This window comes from Paraburkholderia tropica (genome assembly GCF_900109265.1).
Lineage (GTDB): Bacteria > Pseudomonadota > Gammaproteobacteria > Burkholderiales > Burkholderiaceae > Paraburkholderia > Paraburkholderia tropica.
Map to the genome: position 1 here is coordinate 159,184 of NZ_FNZM01000020.1, position 25,605 is coordinate 184,788.

Sequence of the window (25,605 nt, forward strand, 5' to 3'; positions counted from 1 at the left end):
GCGCCCGACACCGGCGAGCAGCCCGGCGCCGTCGAATTGCGCGTGCACCGCCATCGCGGCGAGAGCGTGGAAACGCGCACCGATCACGTCGGTCAGGAATGGCCCGTCGCGCTGGTCTTCAACGGCATTTCCCACGCGGTCATGATGTGCACGCCGCGCGACCTCGAAGCATTCGCGGTGGGCTTTGCGATTTCGGAAGGCATCGTCGGGCGCAACGCCGACATTCAGGACATCGAGGTCCACTGGCACGCCGAGGCCGAGATGCCGCACGCCGAAGTGCATCTCACGGTCGTGCAGCAGGCGTTCGTCGAGCTGAAGGAAAAGCGCCGCGCGCTCGCGGGTCGCAGCGGCTGCGGCGTGTGCGGCATCGAGAGCATCGACCTGCTCGATCTCGAACCGGAAATCGTGCCCGATACCGGCTTTCTCGCGCGCCTCGCGCCCGACGCGATCGCGCGCGCCGCCCGCGAATTGCCGCAACACCAGGCGCTCACGAAACTCACGGGCGGTCTGCATGCAGCCGCGTGGTGCGATGCCGACGGCCAGATCCTGCGCGCCTTCGAGGACGTGGGCCGTCACAACGCGCTCGACAAACTGATCGGCCAACTGGTGCTCGATCGCGCCGACACGCAGCAAGGCTTCGTGTTCCTCTCCAGCCGCGCGAGCTACGAGCTGGTGCGCAAGGCCGCGCGCGTCGGCATGCCGATGGTCGCGACGATCTCGGCGCCCTCCTCGCTCGCGATCACCATCGCGAAGCGCGCCGGACTGCGGCTCGTGAGCTTCTGCCGCGAGACCGGCTACGTCGATTACGACACGGCGGCGAGTACGACGACAAACGCAGCCTGAACGCGCTAGCGCTCAGTCGAACTGCCGGAAGTCCGGCTTGCGCTTTTGCAGGAAGGCCGTGAACGCCTCGCGCGCTTCAGGCGCGAGCAGCATCTTGCCGAAATGCACCGACTCCTCGCTCATCTGCGTCTTGATCTCGTGTTCGCTCGCGCGCTTCATGAGCGTCTTGGTCGCGCGCAGCGACGACGCGGGCAGCGCGACCAGCTTCGCAAGTTGCGCGCTCACGAAGGCATCGAGTTCGGCGGCGGGCAGCACGCGGTTCACGAAGCCGATGCGATGCGCCTCGGCGGCGTCGAAGGTCTCGCCGAGCAGCAGCTTTTCGGCCGCGCCCTGATAACCGGCCACGCGCGGCAGCAGCAGCGACGAAGCCGCTTCCGGGCACAGACCGAGCTGCGCGAACGGCATCGCGAACCTCGCCGTATCGGCGGCATACACCATGTCGCAATGCAGCAGCATGGTCGTGCCGACGCCGATTGCCGCGCCCTGCACCGCCGCAACGAGCGGCTTCTCGAAGGTCGCGATCGTGGCGAGAAAGCGCATCACGGGCGAATCGCCGCCGGTGGGCGGATTCTTCAGGAAGTCCTCGATGTCGTTGCCCGCCGTGAAAATCTCGGCATGGCCGCGCAGCAGCACGGCGCGCACCGCCTTGTCGTCCTGCGCCGCCATCAGCGCGTCGCTCATCGCCTGATACATCGCGGGCGTCAGCGCGTTCTTGCGCTCGAGCCGGTTGATGGTGATCGTCAGCACGCCGTTGTCGCGTGCGGTCAGAATGTCGTTGCTCACTGTACTGTCTCCTCAGTGCGAGGCCGGCGCGCCTCGTTCACCTGCCGAATAGTAAAAACGGTTCGCAGACCGCGAAGTCTGCGAACCGTGTCGATCACGCATGGCATCTGCGTGCGCCAAAGAAGCGCTTACAGGCGCTCGATGATGCCCGCCGCGCCCATGCCGGTCCCGACGCACATCGTCACCATGCCGTACTTCAGGTTGCGGCGGCGCAGACCGTGCACGACCGTCGAGGCGCGGATCGCGCCCGTTGCGCCGAGCGGATGGCCCAGCGCGATCGCGCCGCCGAGCGGGTTGATCTTCGACGGATCGAGACCGAGATCCTGAATCACCGCCAGCGACTGCGCGGCGAACGCCTCGTTCAGCTCGATCCAGTCGAGGTCGTCCTGCTTGAGACCGGCGGCCTTGAGCGCGGCCGGAATCGCTTCCTTCGGACCGATGCCCATGATTTCCGGCGGCACGCCACGCACCGCGAAGCTCACGAAACGCGCGAGCGGCGTGAGGTTGAACTGCTTGAGCATCTTCTCGGAGACGACGATCAGCGCGCCCGCGCCGTCCGACGTCTGCGAGCTGTTGCCCGCCGTCACCGAACCCTTGTTCGCGAACACCGCGCGCAGTTTCGCGAGGCCTTCGAGCGTGGTGTCGGCGCGCGGGCCTTCGTCCAGCTCGATCAGACGTTCCTTCACCTTCACTTCGCCGCTGGCGAGATCGGGGAAACGCTCGACAATCGTGTACGGCGCGATTTCGTCCTTGAACTCGCCCGACTGCTGCGCGGCCAGCGCGCGGCGATGCGACTCGACCGAGAACGCGTCCTGCGCCTCGCGGCTCACCTTCCAGCGTTCCGCGACCTTCTCCGCCGTCAGGCCCATGCCGTACGCGATGCCCACGTCTTCATTGCGATCGAAGATGTGCGGCGAGAGCGACGGCTTGTTGCCCATCATCGGCACCATGCTCATCGATTCGCAGCCGCCCGCGATCATCGCGTCGGCTTCGCCGACACGGATGCGGTCCGCCGCCATCGCCAGCGCCGTGAGGCCCGACGCGCAGAAGCGGTTGACGGTCACGCCGCCGACGCTTTGCGGCAGACCCGCGAGCAGCGCGCCGATACGCGCCACGTTCAGGCCCTGCTCGGCCTCGGGAATCGCGCAGCCGATGATGGCGTCTTCGATCACGCTCGTGTCGAGCCCGGGCACCTGCGCCACCGCCGACTTGATCGCGTGAACGAGCAGCTCGTCGGGGCGGGTGTTCTTGAACACGCCGCGCGGCGCCTTGCCGATGGGCGTGCGGCTCGCGGCGACGATGTATGCGTCCTGCAACTGTTTGCTCATCTGTAACTCCAGTCCGTTATGTGCGTACGCCGTGCCGCTTAGTTGCGCACCGGCTTGCCGGTTTGCAGCATGCCCATGATGCGTTCCTGCGTCTTCTGCGTGCCGAGCAGATCGACGAACGCGCGGCGTTCGAGCGTGAGCAGCCATTCTTCGTCGACGAGGCTGCCCGCTTCGACGTCGCCGCCGCAGACGGCTTCCGCGATACGTCCCGCGATCAGGTAATCGTGATCGCTGATGAAGCGACCGTCGCGCATGTTGACGAGCGACGCCTTGATGGTCGAGATCGCCGAGCGGCCCGCGACCGGAATCTGCTTCGCGCGCAGCGGCGGACGGTAGCCCGACGCGCTCAGCGCGCGCGCTTCCTTCTTCGCCGTGTCAAGCAGCTCGAACACGTTGAAGACGATCGTGTCCGTCGGCTTCAGATAACCCATCGTGCGCGCTTCGAGCGCCGAGCCGGAGACCTTCGCCATCGCCGCGTTCTCGAACGACTTCTGCAGGAAGCGCAGCAGATCGCTCGGCACGGCGCCGATCGCCGCCGCGCCTTCGGCCGCGCGAATCGCCGCTTCCTTCAGGCCGCCGCCCGCGGGCACGAGCCCCACGCCCACCTCAACGAGACCGACATAGCTCTCGATATGCGCGACGCGCTTCGCGCTGTGCAGCATGATTTCGCAGCCGCCGCCGAGCGCGATGCCCGACACCGCCGCCACGACCGGCACGTTCGCGTACTTCACGCGCAGCATCGTGTCCTGGAACTTCTTCACGAACGGCTCGATGCCCTTCGCACCGCCCATCATGAAGGCGGGCATGGCTTCTTCGAGGTTCGCGCCCGCCGAGAACGGGCCGCCCGGCGCGCCGAGTTTCAGCGACGTCGGTTGCCAGATCACGACGCCCTTGTAGCCGTCTTCGGCGATCTCGATGGCCTTCACGAGCGAGTCGAGCACGCCCGGGCCCATCGTGTTCATCTTGCTTTTGTACGAGACGATCACGACATCGTCTTCGCCCGCGCGATCGTCGACCCACGCACGCAGATGCTCGTTCTCGAACAGCGTCTTGCCGAAGCTCTTCGGATCGCGTGCGTTCGACTCGCCGAACAGCGCCGCGCGGAACACCTGGCGCTCGTAGACCGGCAGATCCGGACGCGGCACGAAGCGCGACTCAGCCGGCGACCACGAACCGTCCGCGCCATGCACGCCGCCGTTGTTCGCGACCGCGCCCTCGAACACCCAGGCGGGCAGCGGCGCGTTCGACAGCGTCTTGCCCGCGTCGATGTCTTCCTTCACCCATTCGGCGACCTGCTTCCAGCCCGCGGCCTGCCAGCCTTCGAACGGACCTTCGTTCCAGCCGAAGCCCCAGCGGATCGCGAGGTCGACATCGCGCGCGTTGTCGGCGATCGATTGCAGATGCACGCCGATGTAATGGAACACGTCGCGGAAGATCGACCACAGGAACTGCGCCTGCGGATGCTCCGATTCGCGCAGCAGCTTCAGACGCTCGGCGGGCGGGCGCTTGAGGATGCGGCCCACCAGTTCGTCGGCCTTCGCGCCGCCGTCCACGTACTCGCCGGTGTTGCCGTCGAGCACCTTGATCGCCTTGCCTTCCTTGCGATAGAAACCGCCGCCGGTCTTCTGGCCGAGCGCGCCCTTCGCGACCAGACCCGCCAGCACGGCCGGCGTCTCGTAGACCGGGAAGAACGGATCGTCCTTGAGGTTGTCCTGCATCGTCTTGATGACGTGCGCCATCGTGTCCAGACCCACCACGTCGGCGGTGCGGAACGTGGCCGACTTCGCGCGGCCCAGACGGCTGCCCGTGAGATCGTCGACTTCGTCGAAACGCAGGCCGAACTTCTTCGCTTCGGCGATCACCGCGAGAATCGAGAAGATGCCGACGCGGTTCGCGATGAAGTTCGGCGTATCCTTCGCGCGCACCACGCCCTTGCCCACGACGCTCGTGAGGAACGATTCGAGCTGGTCGAGAATTTCCGGCTGCGTGTGCACGGTCGGGATCAGCTCGACCAGGTGCATGTAGCGCGGCGGATTGAAGAAGTGCACGCCGCAGAAGCGCGCCTTGAGGTTGTCGTCAAAACCTTGCGACAGTTCCGTGATCGACAGACCCGAGGTGTTCGTCGCGAAGATGGCCTTCGGGCCGATGTGCGGCGCGACCTTCTTGTAGAGGTCGTGCTTCCAGTCCATGCGCTCGGCAATCGCTTCGATCACCACGTCGCATTCCGCGAGCTTCGCGATGTCGTCTTCGTAGTTCGCGGGCGTGATGTACTGCGCGTCGTCCTTCACGCCGAACGGCGCGGGCGAGAGCTTCTTCAGCGTCTCGATGGCTTTCAGCGCGATGGCGTTCTTCGGACCTTCTTTCGCGGGCAGATCGAACAGCAGCACGGGCACGCGGGCGTTGATCAGGTGCGCGGCGATCTGCGCGCCCATCACGCCGGCGCCGAGCACGGCCACCTTGCGAATATTAAGATTGCTCACGTTGTTCCTCCAGCGGATATGCAATGTCGAGCGGATAGGAGATGTCTCGCGGCGCGCACCGGTGTGTCGTCGGGGTGGCGTTATTCTGGCCGGTGCGCCGCTTGAAGATTGTGTTGATGCAGTGGCGATGCGCTCGCGTCAGCACGCGGCGCATCGCGCAAGCGCTTAGAACAGCGCTTCGTCGACTTCCATCAGCGTCTTCGAACCCGCGCGCGCCTGGCGGATCGAGGTCGCCGTTTCGGGCAGCAGCTTGGCGAAGTAGAAACGCGCCGTGGCCAGCTTCGACTTGTAGAACGGATCGCCCGAGCTTTCCTTGTCGAGCGCGATGCGCGCCATGCGCGCCCAGAAGTACGCGAACACCAGATGGCCCGCCGTGCGCAGATACGGCACCGCGGCCGCGCCCACTTCGTCCGGGTTCTGCATGGCCTTCATGCCGATTTCCATCGTGAGCTTCTGCATCTTGTCGCCGATGTCGGCGAGCGGATTCACGAACTCCTGCATCTCCGTCTTGATGCCTTCGGCTTCGACGAATTCCGTCACGAGCTTGCCGAACTTCTTGAGCTTCGCGCCCATGTCGCCGAGCACCTTGCGGCCCAGCAGATCGAGCGATTGAATGGTGTTCGTGCCTTCGTAGATCTGGTTGATCCGCGCGTCGCGCACGTACTGCTCCATGCCCCACTCGGAGATGAAGCCGTGGCCGCCGTACACCTGCATGCCGAGGTTGGTGCTCTCGAATGCGTTGTCGGTCAGGAAGGCCTTGATGATCGGCGTGAGGAGCGCGACGAGGTCGGCGGCTTCCTTGCGCTCGGTTTCGTCGCCGTGCGAGAGTTCCTTGTCGATCTGCAGCGCCGACCAGTACGTGAAGGCGCGCGCGCCTTCGGCCCAGGCCTTCTGCGTGAGCAGCATGCGGCGCACGTCCGGATGCACGATGATCGGATCGGCGGCCTTTTCCGGCGCCTTCGGGCCCGTGAGCGAGCGCATCTGGAGGCGCTCCTTCGCGTACACGAGCGAGTTCTGGTACGCGACTTCCGTGAGACCCAGACCTTGCATGCCGACGCCGAGGCGCGCCGCGTTCATCATCACGAACATGGCGTTCAAGCCCTTGTTCGGTTCGCCGACGAGCCAGCCCGTCGCGCCGTCGAGATTCATGACGCAGGTGGCGTTGCCGTGGATGCCCATCTTGTGTTCGATCGAGCCGCACTTGATGCCGTTGCGCTCGCCCACGTCGCCCGAGGCCGTGGGGATGAACTTCGGCACGACGAAGAGCGAGATGCCCTTGGTGCCTTGCGGTGCGTCCGGCAGGCGCGCGAGCACGAGGTGGATGATGTTCTCCGCCATGTCGTGCTCACCGCTCGAGATGAAGATCTTCGTGCCGGTGATCGCGTAGGAGCCGTCGCTGTTCGGTTCGGCCCTGGTGCGCAGGATGCCGAGGTCGGTGCCGCAGTGCGGCTCGGTCAGACACATCGTGCCGGTCCACACGCCTTCGACGAGCTTCGGCAGATAGGCCTGCTGGAGTTCGGGCGTGCCGTGCGCGTGCAGACATTCGTAGGCGCCGTGCGACAGACCCGGATACATGGTCCACGCCTGGTTCGCCGAGTTGAGCATTTCGTAGAGCGCGTTGTTCACGAACGCGGGCAGGCCCTGGCCGCCGTATTCGGGATCGCAGCCCAGCGCGGGCCAGCCGGCCTCCACGTATTGCCTGTACGCTTCCTTGAAGCCAGTGGGCGTGGTGACGACGCCGTCGCCGGCATACGTGCAGCCTTCGCGGTCGCCGACCTGGTTCAGCGGAAACAGCACCTCCGAGCAGAACTTGCCCGCTTCTTCGAGCACCTGGTTGATGGTGTCGGCATCGAGGTCGGCGTGCTTCGGCATCTGCTTGACTTCGCCTTCCACGTTCAGCAGCTCGTGCAGCACGAATTGCATGTCACGCAGCGGCGCGGTGTACTGTCCCATGTTTTTCTCCCTTGATAGAGCCTTAGAGTGTCGGGCCTTCGCGTACCGCCGCGGCGCTGTGCGCGGCGTGGGCTACTGGCTCACGCTCTGATACGAAACAATCAGTTTTTCGAACGCGGCCCACGTATGGTCGACTGCGTCCGGCAAGTGCAGGAAACGGCCGTCATGATGCAGACCCAACGTTACGCTATACAGTTCGAACAACATCAGCGCGGGATCGGTGTCCCCTCGCAGATGCCCTTCCTCGATCGCCTGCGAAATGGCGCGCAGCAAGGCCGCCCGCCACATCGTCACGCTCGCCACCAGCTGCTCGCGCACCTGGCTGTCCGCGCGGTCGTCGTACTCCACCGCACCGCTGATGTAAATGCAGCCGGTCGTGACCTCGTGGATGCGCTTCTCGAACCATCGTGACAGCATCGCACGCAGACGGGGCAAACCACGCGGTTCGCGCAAGCTCGGAAAGAAGACTTCTTCCTCGAATCTGCGGTGGTACTCGCGCACGACTTCGACCTGGAGATCTTCGCGCGAACCGAAGTGCGCGAAAACACCGCTCTTGCTCATCTGCATGCGCTCGGCCAGCAAGCCGATCGTCAGCCCTTCCAGGCCGTCGCGGCTCGCGAGGTCGAGTGCTGCATCCAGAATGGCGGCGCGGGTCTGTTCGCCTTTTCGCATAGCTTTATTTACCGTAACGATGTGGCCGCGATGTTGGCTTTAACTGCTGGCATCTGGGCCTGAATGAAATCGAACGGCCGTACTATTGTTGAGGACAGCCGTTCGCGAAACAAGGACTTTATTAGAAACCGATTTCTAACCGGTACTCTAATTTTCAGCCTTGGCGCGTCGCGCACAAGGGAACATTTCTCGATTGCACGCGAGGCGATTCGTGTGGCAGGCAAACGCCGTGCGCAGCGGCGTTGCGCGCGCCCGGAAGCGGCTGCGGCGCCTAGTCATAGCCGCCCACGGTGAGCATCTTCATGACCACGCGATATGAGTTCCACGCGAGCCAGTTCACCGCGCGCACGTGCCACGGACGCGCCTCGTAGCGCGCCCGGTCGATCATCGGCGACTCGTCGAAGGCGCTCAGGATCGCGCCGCGCAGCTCGCCGATCTGCGGATGCAGCACCAGCAGCACGTTCGCCTCGTTGTTGAGCACGAGGCTCAGCGCGTCGAGATTCGACGACCCCACCGTGCCCCAGCTCGAATCGACCACGGCCACCTTGCCGTGCAGCATGGTCTTTTCGTATTCGGCGATCTGCACGCCCGCGCTCAGCAACTGGTGATAGAGAAACGGCGTGCCGTAATCGAGCACCTTGAACTCTTTTCGTCCGATCAACAGCTTGACCGTCACGCCGCGCGTGGCGGCTTCCAGGAGCGCACGGCGCAGCCGCCGCCCCGGCATGAAATACGGATTGGCGAGCAGCACTTCCTTGCGCGCCTCGCCGATGGCGTCGAGATAGGCCTTTTCGATCGCGCGCCGGTTCACGACGTTGTCGCGCGCGACGAAGGCCACGCACGGCACGCGCGCCGTGCGCGGATCGGGCACGCCCGCGCGCAGACGCTCGCGCAGCCGCGCGATGATGCGCTGCGCGCGGCTCGTGCGCACCACGGGCGCGAGTTCGCGCAGCACCTCGTTGACCGCCTTGGCGGGCTGCATGACCGTGTGGCCGGTGGGATGCGGCGCCATGAAACCGGCGCTCGCGGGCACGCCCGGCGACAGCGGCAGCGGTCCGCCCGGCAGCGCCGGCGCGCCGAGCGGCGGACGATGGCCGAGCCGGATGCGCCGCCATTGCATCTCGATGGCCTCGCGCACGTCCACGACCACGGGACCGGCCAGCTCGACCGCGAAATCCCAACGCGCGAACGGCAGCGGCTTGCCGTCGTTTTCCATGTCGTCGACGATATTGATGCCGCCGCAAAACGCGTAGCGGTCGTCGATCACCGCGAGCTTGCGGTGCGTGCGCGAAAAGCCGAAGCGTCCAAAGATATGCGGGTTGTAGACGCGATGCTCGATGCCCGCCGCGGGCCACGCGTCGAACAGCGCCAGATGCGGCGAGCCGATGCCGTCGGTGATCACGCGCACGCGCACACCGCGGCGCGCCGCGCGCATCAGCGCCTCGGACACCGCCTGACCGGTGCCGTCGCTGCAAAAAATATAGGTTTCGAGCGCGACGTCGCGCTGAGCCGCGTCGATGCGCTCGATCATCGCGCCGAACAGGCCTTCGCCCGAATGGAACAGGCGCACGTCGTTGCCGCTCGTGAAGCGGTAGCGCGAGCGATAACGCTTGCCGAGCAGCGCCTCGCGCAGCCGCATGACGCGGCGCGGTTCGATCCCCGAATCCAGCTCGGCCGCATCAGCGCCGGGATGTTCGCCGGGATGTTCGCCGGGATGTTCGCCGGGTTGATCGCGGTGGCCGGGGTCGGCGCGTCGGGTGTCGCTCACGGTTGCGCTCCGGCCAGACGCGCGGGCAATTGCAGAATGGCCTCGCGATTCGACGACGAAAAGCACTTCGCCGCCGCCTCTTCATACGGCAGCCACAGATACGCCGTGTGCTCGCGCGGCGACAGCGTGACCGGCGTGCCGTCGGGCACCTGAAGGCTGAACCAGTGCTCGGTGTTGCGCGTCACGCCCTCGGCGTAGCGGTGGCGCCAGACCGGATAGATTTCGTACTCGATCCGATGCCGCCAGTCGAGCAGCGCCGCCGCCGACACGCCGTCCGCGCCCACGATGATGCCGGTTTCCTCGCCCACCTCGCGCACGGCGGTTTCGGCGAGCGGCTCGTCGAGACGGTCCTTCGAGCCGGTCACCGACTGCCAGAAGCCGGGCCGGTCGGCGCGCTCGATGATCAGCACGTCGAGCCGGGGCGTATGGATGACGACCAGGACGGATTCGGGAATCTTCGGCGGCTTCTGCATGATGGGGAACGCGAGTCGTGGTGCGCGGCCTGCGGCACTGCCATTACCGCTGAGCAGTGTGCGGCGCTCTTGTGAAGGAATTTAACGCAAAAAGCAAAAAAGGCGCACGATGCGCCTTTTTTGTTGCGTTGCAGGACGACGCGCCGGGGCGCGCCGTCTGCACGATGCTGCTCGATACCGACTGCCGCTTACTGCGCCGGCTTCTGCTCGGGCTGACGCAGACGGATGTGCAGTTCCTTGAGCTGACGCTCGTCGACCGGGCTCGGCGCCTGCGTGAGCAGACACTGCGCGCGTTGCGTCTTCGGGAACGCGATCACGTCGCGGATCGAGTCGGCGCCGGCCATCATCGTGACGATGCGGTCCAGACCGAACGCGATACCGCCGTGCGGCGGCGCGCCGTACTGCAGCGCGTCCAGCAGGAAGCCGAACTTCGCACGCGCTTCTTCCGCACCGATCTTCAGCGCGCGGAACACCTTGCTCTGCACGTCTTCCTGATAGATACGGACCGAACCGCCGCCGATTTCCCAGCCATTCAGCACCATGTCGTAAGCCTTCGCGAGGCAGCGGCCCGGGTCCGTTTCCAGATATTCCAGGTGCTCGTCCTTCGGGCTCGTGAACGGGTGATGCGCGGCCACGTAGCGGTTTTCTTCCTCGTCGTACTCGAACATCGGGAAGTCGATCACCCACAGCGGCTTCCAGCCCTTCTCGACCAGACCGTTGGCCTTGCCGAATTCCGAATGGCCGACCTTCAGACGCAGCGCGCCCAGGCTGTCGTTCACGACCTTCGCGCGGTCTGCTGCGAAGAAGATGATGTCGCCGTCTTGTGCGCCGGTGCGCTCCAGGATGGCGGCGATCGACGCGTCGTGCAGGTTCTTGACGATCGGGCTTTGCAGACCGTCACGGCCCTTCGCGACTTCGTTGACCTTGATCCAGGCCAGACCCTTCGCGCCGTAGATGCGCACGAATTCCGTGTAGCCGTCGATGTCGCCACGCGAAAGTTCAGCGCCCTTCGGCACGCGCAGTGCGGCCACGCGGCCGTCCTTGCTGTTGGCCGGCGTGCTGAACACCTTGAAGTCCACGTCCTTCATGGCGTCCGTCAGTTCCGTGAATTCGAGCTTCACGCGCAGGTCGGGCTTGTCCGAACCGAAGCGGCTCATGGCTTCCGAGTACGGCATGATCGGGAACTTCGCGTCGAGTTCGACGCCGATCGTTTCCTTGAACACGTGACGCGCCATATCTTCGAACAGGTCACGGATTTCCTGCTCGCCGAGGAACGACGTTTCGCAGTCGATCTGCGTGAATTCCGGCTGACGGTCTGCGCGCAGATCTTCGTCGCGGAAGCACTTGACGATCTGGTAGTAGCGATCGAAGTTCGCGACCATCAGCATCTGCTTGAAGAGCTGCGGCGACTGCGGCAGCGCGAAGAACTGACCCGCGTTCACGCGCGACGGCACGAGGTAGTCGCGCGCGCCTTCCGGCGTGCTCTTCGTGAGCATCGGCGTTTCGATGTCGATGAAGCCGAGCGCGTCGAGATACTTGCGCACGGCCATCGTCACGCGGTAACGCAGACGCAGGTTGTGCTGCATCTGCGGACGGCGCAGGTCGAGCACGCGATGCGTGAGGCGCGTGGTTTCCGAGAGGTTGTCGTCGTCGAGCTGGAACGGCGGCGTGACCGACGGGTTCAGCACCACGATTTCGTGGCACAGCACTTCGATCTTGCCGCTCGTGAGGTTGGCGTTGACCGTGCCTTCCGGACGATTGCGGACCAGACCCTTGACCTGCACGCAGAACTCGTTGCGCACGCCTTCGGCGATCTTGAACATCTCGGCGCGATCCGGGTCGCAGACGACCTGAACGAGGCCTTCGCGGTCGCGCAGGTCGATGAAGATAACGCCGCCGTGGTCGCGGCGGCGCTGCACCCATCCGCACAGCGAAACAGTTTGGCCCAGCAGCTGTTCGGTCACCAGACCGCAGTATTCAGATCTCATCGACATGATGTTCGTCTTTCGTTATGCGTGAATTAAACGGGAAGCGCGCGCACGGTTGCGGCCGAAGCGGCGTCCGGTATTTAAAGCGGGGGATCGATGGGGCGGCGTGCATTCGCGGCCGGCGCGACGACGCCCATCGAAACAATATACTTGAGCGCGGCATCGACCGTCATGTCGAGTTCGATGACTTCGCTCTTCGGCACCATCAGGAAAAAGCCCGATGTGGGATTGGGCGTGGTCGGCACATACACGCTCACGTGATCTTCCTGAAGATGGTTGACCACGTCGCCGCCGGGAATGCCGGTCAGGAACGCGATCGTCCACGAGCCCTTGCGCGGATATTCGATCAGGAGTGCCTTGCGAAAGGCATTGCCGTTGCTCGAAAGCAGTGTATCGGAAACCTGCTGGATGCTGCTGTACAGCGGCCCCACGATCGGAATGCGGCGCACCAGCGCGTTCCACCACTCCACCAGTTTCTGGCCGATGAAGTTGTGCGTGAGCACGCCCACGACAAAGATGAACGCCAGCGTGAGCACCGCGCCCAGACCCGGCAGGCGCATGTGGAACAGGCGCTCGGGCCGCCACGATTCGGGCAGCAGCAACAGCGTCTGATCCATCGTGCCGATGACGAGATTCAGCACCCACAGCGTGATGGCCAGCGGCACCAGCACCAGAAGGCCGGTCAGGAACACCGATTTGAAGGTCGCTTTCTTGATCTTCATGTACACGCCATCCAGGCCGCGCGCGGGCGCGGCGCTTGCGCGGCCCGGCTTCACTCAGGAGGTCTGCCGGACCACAGGGTTTGTCAGGTCGAGCCCGAGGTGCCCGACGCCGCAGGCGCCGCGCTGGTCGTTGCCGCGGCGGCCGGTGAGGCCGGGCTTGCGCTCTCGGACTTGCCGCCTTCCGACGACGACGCAGCGTCGCCGCTCTTTGCGTCCTTCGCGCCCGTGGCGGCGGCGCTCGTGCCGCTGTTATTGCCATTACTGCTGCCGCCACGGAAGTCCGTGACGTACCAGCCCGAGCCTTTCAGCTGGAAGCCGGCTGCGGTGACCTGTTTGCGATACGCGTCCGCGCCGCAGCTCGGGCACTGCGTCAGGGGCGCATCGCTGATCTTTTGCAGCACGTCTTTGGCGAAGCCGCACGATTCGCAGCGATAAGCGTAGATCGGCATGATCTCTTTCCTGATGAAACGGATGAAATTCCGGTAAATGCTTGCAAAGCCTTGAATTATAGCCGCAAACGCTCCCCTGGCCTGGTAATTGCCAGGCCGGGTCGTGTGACCGGGGCTACGCAGCAGTTTGGGGCGGATTGCGCGCGATCAAGGGCGTGATCGGCGAGACCGTGCGCGCGCGCGGGTTGAGCGAGTATCAGGCGGCTGTCAAACGCCTGTCGCGCGCCGATTCAGGCCGGCGCCGACGCGTTGCGACGCCAAGTGAGCCAGCGCTCGCGGCCCGCGAAAACCGGCAGCGATGCGCTCACCTCGTGCTCGTCGAGCAGCGTGAAATACGGCGTGAGCAGCACGTCCAACTCGGCGCGTTCGATGCCGAACGGCGGCCCCTTGGGCGTGTCGGCGAAGAAGAAAAAGCCCGCCAGCAGCGCGCCCGGCGCGAGCAATTCGGCCATGCGGCGCGCGTAGGCGGGCCGCTGCGCCTTGGGCAGCGCGCACAGGAATGCACGCTCGAAGATCCAGTCCGGCGCGAACGGCGGACGGTAGGCGTAAAAATCGGCTTCCTCGACGACATCGGCGTAATGGCCCAGCGCGGTGCGCGCGTGGGCGACGGCAGCAGGCGAAAAGTCGATCGCCCGCACGGTGCGGCCGTGCTCGGCGAGCCAGCGCGCTTCCCATGCGTTGCCGCAGCCCGGAATCAGCACGCTGGCTGCGGCGTGCGCCGTGGCGAAGGCTTCGAAGTCCGGCTGCACGCCCGCCTGATCCCACGGGGTGAAGCCGCGCTCGAAGCGCTCGTCCCAGAATGCGGGCGCCGCGGGGTCGCGCGTGGCGAAGTCCGCGGCCGCGCCGGTTTCCGGCGATGGCGTGGATGGTGCGGCTTGATCCGGTTGATCCGCTTGATCCGCTTGATCCGGTTTTGTCGTCATGTCTCGCTCCTTGTCTGCCGCCCCGCTCAGCCGCCGTAGGCGAACGCCAGCCACATGCGCGCGGCGAGCATGCCGACGCCCACCGCCACGCCGAACACCACGAGCCCCTGCAACAGGCGGTTGGTGCGGCGCTGCTCGGCGAGAATCTGACGCAGCGCGTCGTCGCTGCCGAGGTGAGTGGGATCCTGGCGATGCAGCAGCGCCTGATGCACGAGACGCGGCAATTGCGGCAGCGTCTTGCTCCATTGCGGCGCCTCGATCTTGAGGCGCTCGAACCAGCCGCGCAAGCCGATCTGCTCGGTCATCCAGCGTTCGAGATACGGCTTCGCGGTCTTCCAGAGATCGAGTTCCGGGTCGAGCGAGCGCCCGAGCCCTTCCACGTTCAGCATGGTCTTTTGCAGCAGCACGAGTTGCGGCTGGATTTCCACGTTGAAGCGGCGCGAGGTCTGGAACAGGCGCAGCAGCACCTGACCGAGCGAAATATCCTTGAGCGCGCGGTCGAAATACGGCTCGCACACCGCGCGGATCGCGCTTTCGAGTTCCTCGACGCGCGTCGTGGGCGGCACCCAGCCCGACTCGATGTGCAGCGTCGCCACGCGATGATAGTCGCGCTTGAAGAACGCGAGAAAGTTCTGCGCGAGGTAGTTTTTGTCGAAGTCCGACAGCGCGCCGACAATGCCGAAATCGAGCGCGATATAACGTCCGAAATGCGCCGGATCGAGGCTCACCTGAATGTTGCCGGGGTGCATGTCGGCGTGGAAAAAACCGTCGCGGAACACCTGCGTGAAGAAGATCTCCACGCCTTCGCGCGCGAGCTTCGGAATGTCCACGCCCGCCGCGCGCAGCTTGTCGACCTGGCTGATCGGCACGCCGACCATGCGCTCCATCACCAGCACGTTGGGCGTGCTGAATTCCCAGTACATCTCGGGCACGAGCAGCAGGTCGAGGCCCGCGAAATTGCGGCGCAGCTGGCTGCCGTTGGCGGCCTCGCGCATCAGATCGAGTTCGTCGTGCAGGTATTTGTCGAATTCGGCCACGACCTCGCGCGGCTTCAGACGCTTGCCGTCGGCCCACAGCCGCTCGGCCCACACGGCGATGTCGCGCAGCAGCAGCAGGTCGGAGTCGATCACGGGCCGCATGTTCGGGCGCAGCACCTTCACCGCCACCGCCTTGCCCGCGTGCTGCCCCGACCTCACCTTCGCGAAGTGCACCTGCGCGATCGAGGCGCTCGCCACCGGCACGCGCTCGAAGTCGTCGAACAGTTCGTCGACGGGCGCGCCCAGCGACTTCTCGATGATGTCGATGGCCACCTTCGAATCGAACGGCGGCACCTGATCCTGCAGCTTGGCGAGTTCGTTGGCGATGTCGAGCGGCAGCAGATCGCGGCGCGTGGAGAGCACCTGGCCGAACTTCACGAAGATCGGGCCGAGGCTTTCGAGCGCGAGACGCAGCCGCACGCCGGGCGGTTGATCGAACTTGCGTCCGATCGTGGTGATGCGCAGCAACAGCCTGACGCGCCGGTCATTGATCCGGCTCAACATCATTTCGTCGAGACCGAAGCGGATGACCGTAAAGAAAATCTTCAGGAAACGCAGAAAACGCATGTCTTAGTTGCCTTGTAGCGGGCCGGTTGTCTGGCTCGGCGCGCGCGGCGCCGCGCTCGAAGGCGTCGATCCCGCGCTGCGCGCTTGTGATTTTTGTTCAAGGCGCTCGATGCGCTTTTCCACGCGCGCAAGTGCATCGCGCGCGCGTGACAGCTCCGTGTTGAAGCCGTCCAGCTCGGCGTGCCGCACGAGTTGCGGATTTTCGTCGAGCAGATATTCGGTGACGGAGCCGAGCACATTGCGCCCGGTGCGAAGGGCCTGCTGGTGCGCGGCGCGCGCGAATGCGGCGACGCGAAACGCACTGGCGTCACCGATCAGCTTCGCGAGATCCTCTTCGGGCTCCCAGCGCAGATGTTCGGCGAGCTTGCCGATGATCTGCGCAAACTCGGCGTCGCCCTCGATCTTCACGTGCTTCATGACGGCCGACTGACCGCCCTGCACGTACGAGGAGAGCGCGCCCGCAGGCACGGAAAGCGCGACGTCGGCATGTTGCGCCTCGTGCTCTTCGACGGCGGCGATATAGCCGTCGGGCTGCACGAGCAGCGTGAGCACGACAGGCGGACACGACAGACGGGCCGTCTTGCCGGCGTAAGGAGCGAGGCGGTCGCGGGCCCACGATTCGCGGGCGAGCAGGTGATTGACAGCGGCGGCGAAGGGCTTGGCGGCGAGAGTCATCGGCGTGGAATCAAAAAAACCCGCGCGGGCATCGAGCTCGCGCGGGTTCCTATTGTAGCGTTCGCGCCGCCGGATCGCCCCACGCCGCGGCTGGCCGGCAGGCCAGATTCGCCTGCACGCGCGCAGCATCAACCACGCGCGCGTTTTGCTCAGCGCGGCGCGATGCCGCGCATCAGTGCGATTCGACCTGCTGGATACCGGCCAGCAGCCAGCCCTCGCCCGAGCTGCGCGACTTCGAGAGATTCCAGATCTCGACGAACGGCGCGGCCGCCGCGCCCGCTTCCTCGCGGATCAGGCCGGAGAAACGCACGCTCGCGAGGTACTCGTTGCCGCGCTCTTCCACGGCGAGCAGGTCGGCGTTGAGCTGCACGACGTCGGTCTGGTTCGGCTGCGCGCCGCGGCCCGCGAGGTCCACGCGGATCTCGGCGAACATCTCGGGCGTGGTGAATTCGCGGATGTCGTCGATATTGCCCGCATCCCAGGCCGCTTGCAGGCGCACGAAGTAGACCTTGGCGTTGCGCAGGAACGCTTCGCTGTCGAAACCCGCCGGAATGGCGGGCGGCGTGTCGATCTGCGGCGTGCTCAGCGCATTCGCTTCGGGCGCGAGGTACTGGCCCGTGGGCGGCGCCGTGTAGCGCGGCTCCTGCGGGTTGTAGCCGCCCATCTGGCTCAGGTTAGTGTTCAGATTCGCACCGCCCGTTTGATACGCGGGCTCAGCCGGACGGCGGCGGTTCATGAACTTGCGGATCAGCCAGATCGCCACGAACGCGATCAGCGCGATCACGATCATGTTGGCCATGGCGCCCGCGAACGCCTCACCGAGGCCGAAGTGCGAGAGCAGCGCCGCGATGCCCAGACCGGCCGCGAGACCGGCGATAGGACCGAGCCAGCGATTGCGCGCCGGAGCGGCGGCGGGCGTGGGCGCCGGCGAGCCAGGTGCGCGCTGCGCGCCGGCCTGCTGGGCGGGATTCGTGGGGCTGGGCTGCGCGGGCGGCGGCGTGGTGCTGCGCTGCGACGCGACCGAGGATTGCTTGCCGAAGCTGCGGCCGCCACCCATGCGACGGGCTTCAGCGTCGAACGATGCGAAGCTGCCCGCCACCAGCGCGCCGATCACTGCCAGGGTGCCAATCCGCCTCGCCCAAGACATTGAAAGCTTACTGGAAGCATTGTTACGGGTCTCAGGCATGGCGGTATTTCCTTTAAAGACAGATAGTTAGGAACACTAGTACTTTGTCCCGACGTGTAAGGCTACCACGCCAGCTGACAAATTGTAATATTTGACGGCATCGAGGCCGATTTGTTCCATCATCGTCTTCAGGGTTTCCTGGTCCGGATGCATGCGGATCGACTCCGCCAGGTACTGGTAACTGTCCGCATCCTGGGCGAAACGCTTGCCGAGCCACGGCAGCACCTTGAAGGAGTACACGTCGTACGCCTTCTTGAGCGGCTCCCAGACCTTCGAGAATTCGAGCACCATCACGCGGCCGCCCGGCTTGATCACCCGGCGCATTTCCGCGAGCGCGGCGTCCTTGTGCGTCATGTTGCGCAGCCCGAAAGCCACGGTCACGAGGTCGAAGTAGTTGTCCGGAAAGGGAATTTTCTCGGCGTCGCAGAGCAGCGCGGGCGTGATCACGCCTTTGTCGATCAGACGGTCGCGGCCCACGCGCAGCATCGACTCGTTGATGTCGGTATGCCAGACCTCGCCCGTCGGACCGGCCTTCTTCGCGAACGCCATCGACAGATCGCCGGTGCCGCCCGCGATGTCGAGCACCTTCGCGCCCGGACGGATATTGGCCTGGGCGATCGTGAACGCCTTCCACGCGCGGTGCAGCCCGCCCGACATCAGGTCGTTCATCAGGTCGTAGTTCGAGGCGACCGAGTGGAACACGCCGGCCACCTTCTTCGCCTTGTCCTGTTCGTCGACTGTCTGATAGCCGAAGTGGGTTTTGCTCATCGCGCTCGTCCTTTCGCGGTCTTGTCCGGCTCGCAGCCGGACTTTTTGAATGAAATTCGCCGCGTCGTGGCGCGGCGGCAGGATCGTAACAGGAAGCGTCAGTGGCAGTGGCCGTGCGCGGCAGCGGGCGGCGCCATCGGCGCGTCCCGCTCGACGCCCGCGGCCTTGAGCTTCGCGAAATAGTCGGCCCAGAGCGTGTCCTGCTGCGTGGCCAGTTCGTAGAGCTGGTCCCACGAATAGATGCCGGTATTGTGGCCGTCGGAGAAGGTGGGCTGCAGCGCGTAGTTGCCGACGCCTTCGAGCGCCGTGATGGTCACTTCGCGCTTGCCGGTCTGCAGCGTTTCCTGGCCGGGCCCGTGGCCGCGCACTTCCGCCGAGGGCGAATAAACGCGCATCAGCTCGAACGGGATGCGATAGCTCTGTCCGTTCGCATACTGCAGTTCAAGCACGCGCGACAGCGCATGCACCACGACGCCGGTCGGCACCGGCGTATCGGATTTGAGTCCGCTCATGTTCTTTCCTGTTCGCCCGTCAAGTCCGGCAAGGCTGCCCCGCCGGTCCGGCTCACGCCAGCGCCTGTTCCATTTCCTGCCGCACCGCCTCGCGCAGCAGCGTGGCCTGGGCGCGGCGTTGACCGAGCATCGCTTCCGACACCGTGCGCTGCCGCGGCGCCCACACGGGCAGCGGGAAATGCGCGTCGTTGCTGAAGCGCGGGATCACGTGCCAGTGCACGTGCGGCACCTGGTTGCCGAGACTCGCGAGATTCACCTTCGACGGCTGCATGACGCGGCGCTGTGCCCGCTCGACCGCATACACCGCGCGCATCAGATGTTCCCGGTCGGCGTGCTCGAGATCCGAGAACTCGGCGACGTGCGTATTCCAGATCACCCGGCAAAAGCCCGGATAGTCGATTTCAGCGCTCGCGAGCACGACGCGCAGACGCTCGTCCTCCCACAGCACCTCGCCGCCTTCCTCATTGCAGAATACGCATGCCATCGTCGTCCTCGAACCGTATTACGGAAAAATTAGCCGTGCCATTAAACCAGCACGCGCTCGATTCCGCCATTGTTCGCCTTCTGCACGTAGTCCGCCATCCAGTTCTCGCCGAGCACGTGACGGGCGATCTCCACCACGATGTAGTCGGCTTCGATGTTGGCGTCCTCGTTGTAGCGCGACAGGCCCTGCAGGCACGACGGGCAGCTCGTCAGAATCTTGACGTCCTGCGTCGTGCCATGCCCGCCCGCTTCCTGCTGCGTGGCCGGCTGCACGCCGTTCGCGCCGTTGCCGACGACCGGAATGTCGCGCAGCTTCGCCGCGCCCTTGCGGATTTCCTCTTCCTTGCGGAAGCGCACCTGCGTCGAAACGTCCGGACGCGTGACCGCGAGCGTGCCCGATTCGCCGCAGCAACGATCGTTCTTCTCGATCTTGTAGCCGTCCTTTTCCGAACCCATGAGTTCGTTGACGAGCTTGACCGGGTCGATCGTCTTGATCGGCGTGTGGCACGGGTCGTGATACATGTAGCGCGTGCCGCTCACGCCATCGAGCTTGATGCCCTTCTCGAGCAGGAACTCGTGAATGTCGATGATGCGGCAGCCCGGGAAGATCTTGTCGAATTCATAACCGGCGAGCTGGTCGTAACACGTGCCGCACGACACCACGACGGTCTTGATGTCGAGGTAGTTGAGCGTGTTCGCGACGCGGTGGAACAGCACGCGGTTGTCGGTGACGATCTGCTCGGCCTTGTCGAACTGACCCGAGCCGCGCTGCGGATAGCCGCAGCACAGATAGCCCGGCGGCAGCACGGTCTGCACGCCGGCTTCCCACAACATCGCCTGGGTGGCAAGCCCGACCTGCGAGAACAGACGCTCCGAGCCGCAGCCCGGGAAGTAGAACACCGCTTCCGAATCGACGCTCGTCGCCTTCGGATTGCGGATGATCGGCACGATCTTGTTGTCTTCGATGTCGAGCAGCGCGCGCGCCGTCTTCTTCGGCAGGTTGCCCGGCATCTTCTTGTTGACGAAGTGGATCACCTGCTCGACCACCGGCGATTTGCCCGTGGATGCGGGCGGATGCGACGTCTGCTTCTTGACGAACTTCTTCAGCACGTCGTTGCCGAGGCGCTGCGCCTTGTAGCCCACGCCCATCATCGCGGTACGCGCGAGGTTGATGGTCTGCGGATTGGTGGCGTTGAGGAAGAACATGCCCGCCGCGTTGCCCGCGTTGAACTTCTTCTTGCCCATCTTGCGCAGCAGGTTGCGCATGTTCATCGTCACGTCGCCGAAGTCGATCTTGACCGGGCACGGCGTCACGCACTTGTGGCAGACCGTGCAGTGGTCGGCCACGTCGTTGAACTCGTCCCAGTGCTTGATCGACACGCCGCGGCGCGTCTGCTCTTCGTACAGGAAGGCCTCGACCAGCAGCGAGGTCGCGAGAATCTTGTTGCGCGGGCTGTACAGCAGGTTCGCGCGCGGCACGTGCGTGGCGCACACCGGCTTGCACTTGCCGCAGCGCAGGCAGTCCTTGACCGACTCGGCGATCGCGCCGATGTCGGATTGCTGCATGATCAGCGACTCGTAGCCCATCAGGCCGAACGACGGCGTGTAGGCGTTGCGCAGGTCGGCGCCTTCGAGCAGCTTGCCCGCGTTGAAGCGGCCATGCGGATCGACACGCTGCTTGTAGGCGCGGAAGTCGGCGATCTCGTCCTCGGTGAGGAATTCGAGCTTGGTGATGCCGATGCCGTGCTCGCCCGAGATCACGCCGTCGAGCGAACGCGCGAGCTTCATGATGCGCGCGACCGCGACGTGCGCGTCCTGCAGCATCTCGTAGTTGTCCGAGTTCACCGGCAGGTTGGTGTGCACGTTGCCGTCGCCGGCGTGCATGTGCAGCGCCACGAACACGCGGCCGCGCAGCACCTTCTTGTGGATCGCCTGGGCTTCGTCGAGGATCGGCTTGAATTCGCCGCCGTTGAAGATCTTGCGCAGTTCGGCGCGGATCTCCTGCTTCCACGAGATGCGCACCGTGCGGTCCTGCGTCACATGGAAAACGTTGACGTCGGGCTGCGCGTCGCAGCGGTCGGCGAACTTCTCCGCCAGCGCTTCGTAGCCCAGTTGCACGAGATAGTGCTGCGCCTCGCGCAGCGGCATGTCGAGCTTGTCGCCGACGAAGGTCCAGCGCTCGCGCACGCGCTTGAGCAGATCGAGCGCCTGCTGCACGCGGTCTTCGAGCAGTTCCGCGCTGGGGATTTCGTTGGCGTCGTCGCTCTTGCCGAGCGGCAGCTTGCCGCCCTTGAAGAACGCTTCGAGCGCGTCGACCAGTTGCAGCTTGTTCTTGATCGACAGTTCGATGTTGATGCGCTCGATGCCGTCCGTGTACTCGCCCATGCGGTTGAGCGGAATCACGACGTCTTCGTTGATCTTGAACGCGTTGGTGTGCTTGGCGATCGCGGCCGTGCGGCTGCGGTCGAGCCAGAAGCGCTTGCGGGCCTCGGCGGAGACGGCCACGAAGCCTTCGCCGCTCTTGCCGTTGGCCATGCGGATCACTTCCGAGGTGGCGGCGGCCACGGCATCGGCGTCGTCGCCGACGATGTCGCCGATCAGCACCATCTTCGGAAACGCGTTGCGCTTGCTCTTGGTCGCGTAGCCCACGGCGCGCAGATAGCGCTCGTCCAGATGCTCCAGACCCGCGAGAATCGCGCCGCCCTGCTTCGACGTTTCGAACAGATAATCCTTGATTTCGACGATGCTCGGGATCGCCTCGCGCGCCTGGCCGAAGAACTCCAGACAGACCGTGCGCGTGTGCGCGGGCATCTTGTGCAGCACCCAGCGCGCCGACGTGATGAGACCGTCGCAACCTTCCTTCTGGATGCCCGGCAGGCCCGCGAGGAATTTATCGGTCACGTCCTTGCCGAGACCTTCCTTGCGGAACACGCGGCCCGCGATGTCGAGCGACTCCGTGCGCAGCAGCTTTTCGCCCGGCGCGTACTCGCCGTCGAACCACTTCAATTCGAAGCGCGCGACTTCGATGTCGTGGATCTTGCCCATGTTGTGGTCGAGGCGCGTGACTTCGAGCCAGTTGCCCTCGGGGTCGACCATGCGCCACCAGGCGAGGTTGTCGAGCGCCGTGCCCCACAGCACGGCCTTCTTGCCGCCCGCGTTCATGGCGACGTTGCCGCCGATACACGACGCGTCGAGCGAGGTCGGATCGACCGCGAACACGAAGCCCGCCGCGTCCGCCGCTTCGGTCACGCGGCGCGTGACCACGCCCGCGCCCGAGAAAATCGTCGCGACCTTGCGGTTCACGCCCGGCAGATCGGTCATTTCGACCGGCCCGAGTTGTTCGAGCTTTTCGGTGTTGATGACGGCCGAGAACGGCGTGAGCGGCACCGCGCCGCCCGTGTAGCCCGTGCCGCCTCCGCGCGGGATCACCGTGAGGCCCAGTTCGAAGCAGGCCTTGATGAGGCCCGCGATCTCGGCTTCGGTGTCCGGCGTGAGGACCACGAACGGATATTCCACGCGCCAGTCGGTTGCGTCGGTCACGTGCGAGACGCGCGCAATGCCGTCGAAGCGGATGTTGTCCTTCTGCGTGCGCTTGCCGAGCACCTTGGTGGCGCGGCGGCGCAGATCGGCCATCTTGTCGAATTCGGCGGCGAAGTCCTCGATCGCGCGGCGAGCCGCGCCGATCAGCGTTTCCACGCGCGCGGCGCGCACGACGCCGTCCTGATCGCTATGTTCGACAAGGTCGGCGCGGCGGCGCTTCTCGATTTCGGCGATACGGTGATTCAGCGCATCGATCAGCATCGCGCGACGCTTCGGGTTGTCGAGCAGATCGTCCTGCAGATACGGATTGCGGCGCACGACCCAGATGTCGCCGAGCACTTCGTACAGCATGCGCGCCGAGCGGCCCGTGCGGCGTTCGCCGCGCAGTTCGGCGAGCGCGTTCCACGCCTCTTCGCCGAGCAGGCGAATGACGATTTCGCGGTCCGAAAAGGACGTGTAGTTGTACGGAATCTCGCGCAGGCGCGGTTCGATGTCGGCGGCCACGGCTGCGGCGGCGCCGTGAGGATCGAAAACTTGAGGTGCGTTCATGGTTGGACGACTCTTTGAGCCAGATCCGCGCGCGGCTTACGGAGCCGATCGGACGGATGCTGACGGGGCGCGTGGGGCGCTATTCTGAAATCGTGTCCGCCGGGGGCACGCTCGTGGCGCGGATGGCTGGGCGGACGAAGGGGTGGGGAAGCATGGCGGCAGCGCTCACGCCGATGGTTCCCCGGCGCTCGGACTTAGCGACACGATCGTGCGTGGCGGGCGTGCCGCTGCGCCGCGGGGCGGGTTTCGCGCCGTGCGGGCATCAAATGGGCTGTCCGAGGTTGCCAGTGCATCTTCCGATCCTTGTTTCAAAAAGCGATTTTAACGCATGATCCGCGCGTGCGCTGACCCTCGGTGGGAAGCCCGCTGACACGTAAGGTTGAATTTCACCCGCCGGCGGGCACGCCTGCGCTCTGCCCTGTGACAGGGCGTCGCGGCGCGGATTAACCGTCCGGGTAGTCGGGAAATGACGCCGATCAACCTTACCGCTCCTTCGTCGCTTCTGCGTCGCCTCTGCGTCACTTCTGCGTCGCCGCTTCGCCACGCCTTCGTCACCCGTTCGCCGCCCTGCCCGGCCCGCCAGCGCTGGAGCGGTTGGCGCTATCATCTACGTTTTCCCGTCCCGACCCGCGCCCCCGCGCGCTCCCCGCATGGCTTCCCACGACGATTACCTGAAGAAAGTCCTCACCGCGCGCGTGTACGACGTCGCCCGCGAAACCGAGCTCGAACCCGCGCCGAACCTCTCCGCGCGCATCGGCAACACGGTGCTGCTCAAGCGCGAGGACAACCAGCCGGTCTTCTCGTTCAAGCTGCGCGGCGCGTACAACAAGATGGCGCATCTTTCGCCCGAGCAGCGCGAACGCGGTGTGATTACCGCGTCGGCGGGCAATCACGCGCAGGGCGTCGCGCTGTCGGCGGCGCGGCTCGGCGTGAAGGCGGTGATCTGCGTGCCGGAAACCACGCCGCAGGTGAAAGTCGACGCCGTGCGCGCGCACGGCGGCCAGACCGTCGAAGTCGTGCAGGCGGGCGAGTCCTACAGCGATGCCTACGCCCACGCCGTGCGTCTGCAGGAAGAACGCGACCTGACCTTCGTGCATCCGTTCGACGATCCGCACGTGATCGCCGGCCAGGGCACCGTCGCGATGGAAGTGCTCAGCAAGCATCAGGCCCCGATTCACGCGATCTTCGTGCCGATCGGCGGCGGCGGTCTGGCCGCAGGCGTGGCCGCGTACGTGAAGGCCGTGCGCCCGGAGATCCGCGTGATCGGCGTGCAGACCGACGACTCGTGCGCGATGGCGCAGTCGCTGAAGGCAGGCAAACGCGTCGAGTTGAGCGAAGTCGGCCTGTTCGCGGACGGCACGGCCGTGAAGCTGGTCGGCGAGGAAACCTTCCGGCTGTGCCAGCAGTATCTCGATGAAGTCGTGACCGTCGATACGGACGCGCTCTGCGCCGCGATCAAGGACGTGTTCCAGGACACGCGCAGCGTGCTCGAACCGGCGGGCGCGCTGGCCGTGGCGGGCGCGAAGAAGTACGCCGAGCGCGAAGGCATCGCGGGCCAGACGCTGATCGCGATCACGTCGGGAGCGAACATCAACTTCGACCGCATGCGTTTCGTGGCCGAGCGCGCCGAAGTGGGCGAGGCGCGCGAAGCCGTGTTTGCCGTGACGATCCCCGAAGAACGCGGCAGTTTCAAGCGTTTTTGCGAACTCGTCGGCACGCGCAGCGTCACCGAATTCAACTACCGTATCGACGACGCCGAGCGCGCGCATATCTTCGTCGGCGTGCAGATCCGCAATCGCGGCGAATCGCGGCAGATCGCGCAGACCTTCGTCGAGCACGGTTTTCCGTGCGTCGATCTCACCGGCGACGAACTCTCGAAGCAGCACATCCGCTACATGGTCGGCGG

The 25,605-nt window shown here is 65.3% G+C and carries 20 protein-coding genes; 2 read left to right on the forward strand and 18 right to left on the reverse strand.

From position 1 onward, the window contains the following. Positions 1-36: 36 nt before the first annotated feature. A complete protein-coding gene (fdhD, locus tag BMY06_RS29845; RefSeq protein ID WP_074986803.1) occupies positions 37-843 on the forward strand; it encodes a formate dehydrogenase accessory sulfurtransferase FdhD in 807 nt (268 codons plus the stop codon). 12 nt (positions 844-855) lie between these two features. Here fdhD and BMY06_RS29850 read toward each other — a convergent pair whose 3' ends face one another. The 18 genes from BMY06_RS29850 to BMY06_RS29935 form a co-directional block, all read right to left on the reverse strand. Continuing rightward, positions 856-1,626: an enoyl-CoA hydratase gene (locus BMY06_RS29850; protein WP_074986781.1), complete on the reverse strand. Its 771-nt coding sequence runs from the start codon at positions 1,624-1,626 to the stop codon at positions 856-858. Between the two features lie 128 nt (positions 1,627-1,754). Next, on the reverse strand, positions 1,755-2,954 hold the full coding sequence (locus BMY06_RS29855) for an acetyl-CoA C-acyltransferase (protein WP_074986782.1): 1,200 nt from the start codon (positions 2,952-2,954) through the stop codon (positions 1,755-1,757). Between the two features lie 38 nt (positions 2,955-2,992). After that, positions 2,993-5,434 carry a 3-hydroxyacyl-CoA dehydrogenase/enoyl-CoA hydratase family protein gene (locus BMY06_RS29860; RefSeq protein WP_065059361.1) on the reverse strand — a complete coding sequence of 814 codons (2,442 nt, stop codon included), beginning with the start codon at positions 5,432-5,434 and terminating at the stop codon, positions 2,993-2,995. A gap of 165 nt (positions 5,435-5,599) precedes the next feature. Next, the gene (locus tag BMY06_RS29865) at positions 5,600-7,387 is read right to left on the reverse strand and encodes an acyl-CoA dehydrogenase C-terminal domain-containing protein (RefSeq protein ID WP_074986783.1); all 1,788 of its coding nucleotides are present in this window, start codon (positions 7,385-7,387) and stop codon (positions 5,600-5,602) included. A gap of 72 nt (positions 7,388-7,459) precedes the next feature. Next, positions 7,460-8,059 carry a TetR/AcrR family transcriptional regulator gene (locus tag BMY06_RS29870; protein ID WP_065059363.1) on the reverse strand — a complete coding sequence of 200 codons (600 nt, stop codon included), beginning with the start codon at positions 8,057-8,059 and terminating at the stop codon, positions 7,460-7,462. A 271-nt stretch (positions 8,060-8,330) separates the two neighbouring features. Next, positions 8,331-9,698 carry a phospholipase D-like domain-containing protein gene (locus tag BMY06_RS29875; RefSeq protein WP_065059392.1) on the reverse strand — a complete coding sequence of 456 codons (1,368 nt, stop codon included), beginning with the start codon at positions 9,696-9,698 and terminating at the stop codon, positions 8,331-8,333. A 125-nt stretch (positions 9,699-9,823) separates the two neighbouring features. Next, positions 9,824-10,300 (reverse strand): dihydroneopterin triphosphate diphosphatase, encoded by a 477-nt coding sequence (gene nudB / locus BMY06_RS29880; protein WP_065059364.1) that lies wholly within the window; start codon positions 10,298-10,300, stop codon positions 9,824-9,826. Between the two features lie 188 nt (positions 10,301-10,488). Continuing rightward, positions 10,489-12,294 carry an aspartate--tRNA ligase gene (gene aspS, locus BMY06_RS29885; protein WP_074986784.1) on the reverse strand — a complete coding sequence of 602 codons (1,806 nt, stop codon included), beginning with the start codon at positions 12,292-12,294 and terminating at the stop codon, positions 10,489-10,491. Positions 12,295-12,368: 74 nt separating this feature from the next. After that, the gene (locus BMY06_RS29890) at positions 12,369-13,010 is read right to left on the reverse strand and encodes a DUF502 domain-containing protein (protein ID WP_065059393.1); all 642 of its coding nucleotides are present in this window, start codon (positions 13,008-13,010) and stop codon (positions 12,369-12,371) included. 83 nt (positions 13,011-13,093) lie between these two features. Then, positions 13,094-13,459: an FmdB family zinc ribbon protein gene (locus tag BMY06_RS29895; protein ID WP_074986785.1), complete on the reverse strand. Its 366-nt coding sequence runs from the start codon at positions 13,457-13,459 to the stop codon at positions 13,094-13,096. A gap of 230 nt (positions 13,460-13,689) precedes the next feature. Then, positions 13,690-14,382 carry a methyltransferase domain-containing protein gene (locus tag BMY06_RS29900; protein WP_074986786.1) on the reverse strand — a complete coding sequence of 231 codons (693 nt, stop codon included), beginning with the start codon at positions 14,380-14,382 and terminating at the stop codon, positions 13,690-13,692. 26 nt (positions 14,383-14,408) lie between these two features. Next, a complete protein-coding gene (gene ubiB, locus BMY06_RS29905) occupies positions 14,409-15,986 on the reverse strand; it encodes a ubiquinone biosynthesis regulatory protein kinase UbiB (RefSeq protein ID WP_065059367.1) in 1,578 nt (525 codons plus the stop codon). A 3-nt stretch (positions 15,987-15,989) separates the two neighbouring features. Further along, positions 15,990-16,661, reverse strand: a complete 672-nt coding sequence (locus BMY06_RS29910; RefSeq protein ID WP_065059368.1) for a ubiquinone biosynthesis accessory factor UbiJ — start codon at positions 16,659-16,661, stop codon at positions 15,990-15,992. 172 nt (positions 16,662-16,833) lie between these two features. After that, positions 16,834-17,847, reverse strand: a complete 1,014-nt coding sequence (locus BMY06_RS29915; protein WP_065059369.1) for a Tim44 domain-containing protein — start codon at positions 17,845-17,847, stop codon at positions 16,834-16,836. 36 nt (positions 17,848-17,883) lie between these two features. Next, positions 17,884-18,615, reverse strand: coding sequence for a bifunctional demethylmenaquinone methyltransferase/2-methoxy-6-polyprenyl-1,4-benzoquinol methylase UbiE (ubiE, locus tag BMY06_RS29920; RefSeq protein WP_065059370.1), 732 nt, complete (start codon positions 18,613-18,615; stop codon positions 17,884-17,886). A 98-nt stretch (positions 18,616-18,713) separates the two neighbouring features. Then, the gene (locus BMY06_RS29925) at positions 18,714-19,127 is read right to left on the reverse strand and encodes a gamma-butyrobetaine hydroxylase family protein (protein WP_065059371.1); all 414 of its coding nucleotides are present in this window, start codon (positions 19,125-19,127) and stop codon (positions 18,714-18,716) included. A 52-nt stretch (positions 19,128-19,179) separates the two neighbouring features. Continuing rightward, the gene (locus BMY06_RS29930; protein WP_065059372.1) at positions 19,180-19,611 is read right to left on the reverse strand and encodes an HIT family protein; all 432 of its coding nucleotides are present in this window, start codon (positions 19,609-19,611) and stop codon (positions 19,180-19,182) included. A 41-nt stretch (positions 19,612-19,652) separates the two neighbouring features. Further along, complete coding sequence (locus tag BMY06_RS29935; RefSeq protein WP_074986787.1) at positions 19,653-23,699, reverse strand: DUF3683 domain-containing protein; 4,047 nt, start codon at positions 23,697-23,699, stop codon at positions 19,653-19,655. 650 nt (positions 23,700-24,349) lie between these two features. Here BMY06_RS29935 and ilvA point away from each other — a divergent pair. Beyond that, positions 24,350-25,605: threonine ammonia-lyase, biosynthetic (ilvA, locus tag BMY06_RS29945; protein ID WP_074986789.1), on the forward strand; the 1,256-nt coding region annotated here is incomplete at its 3' end.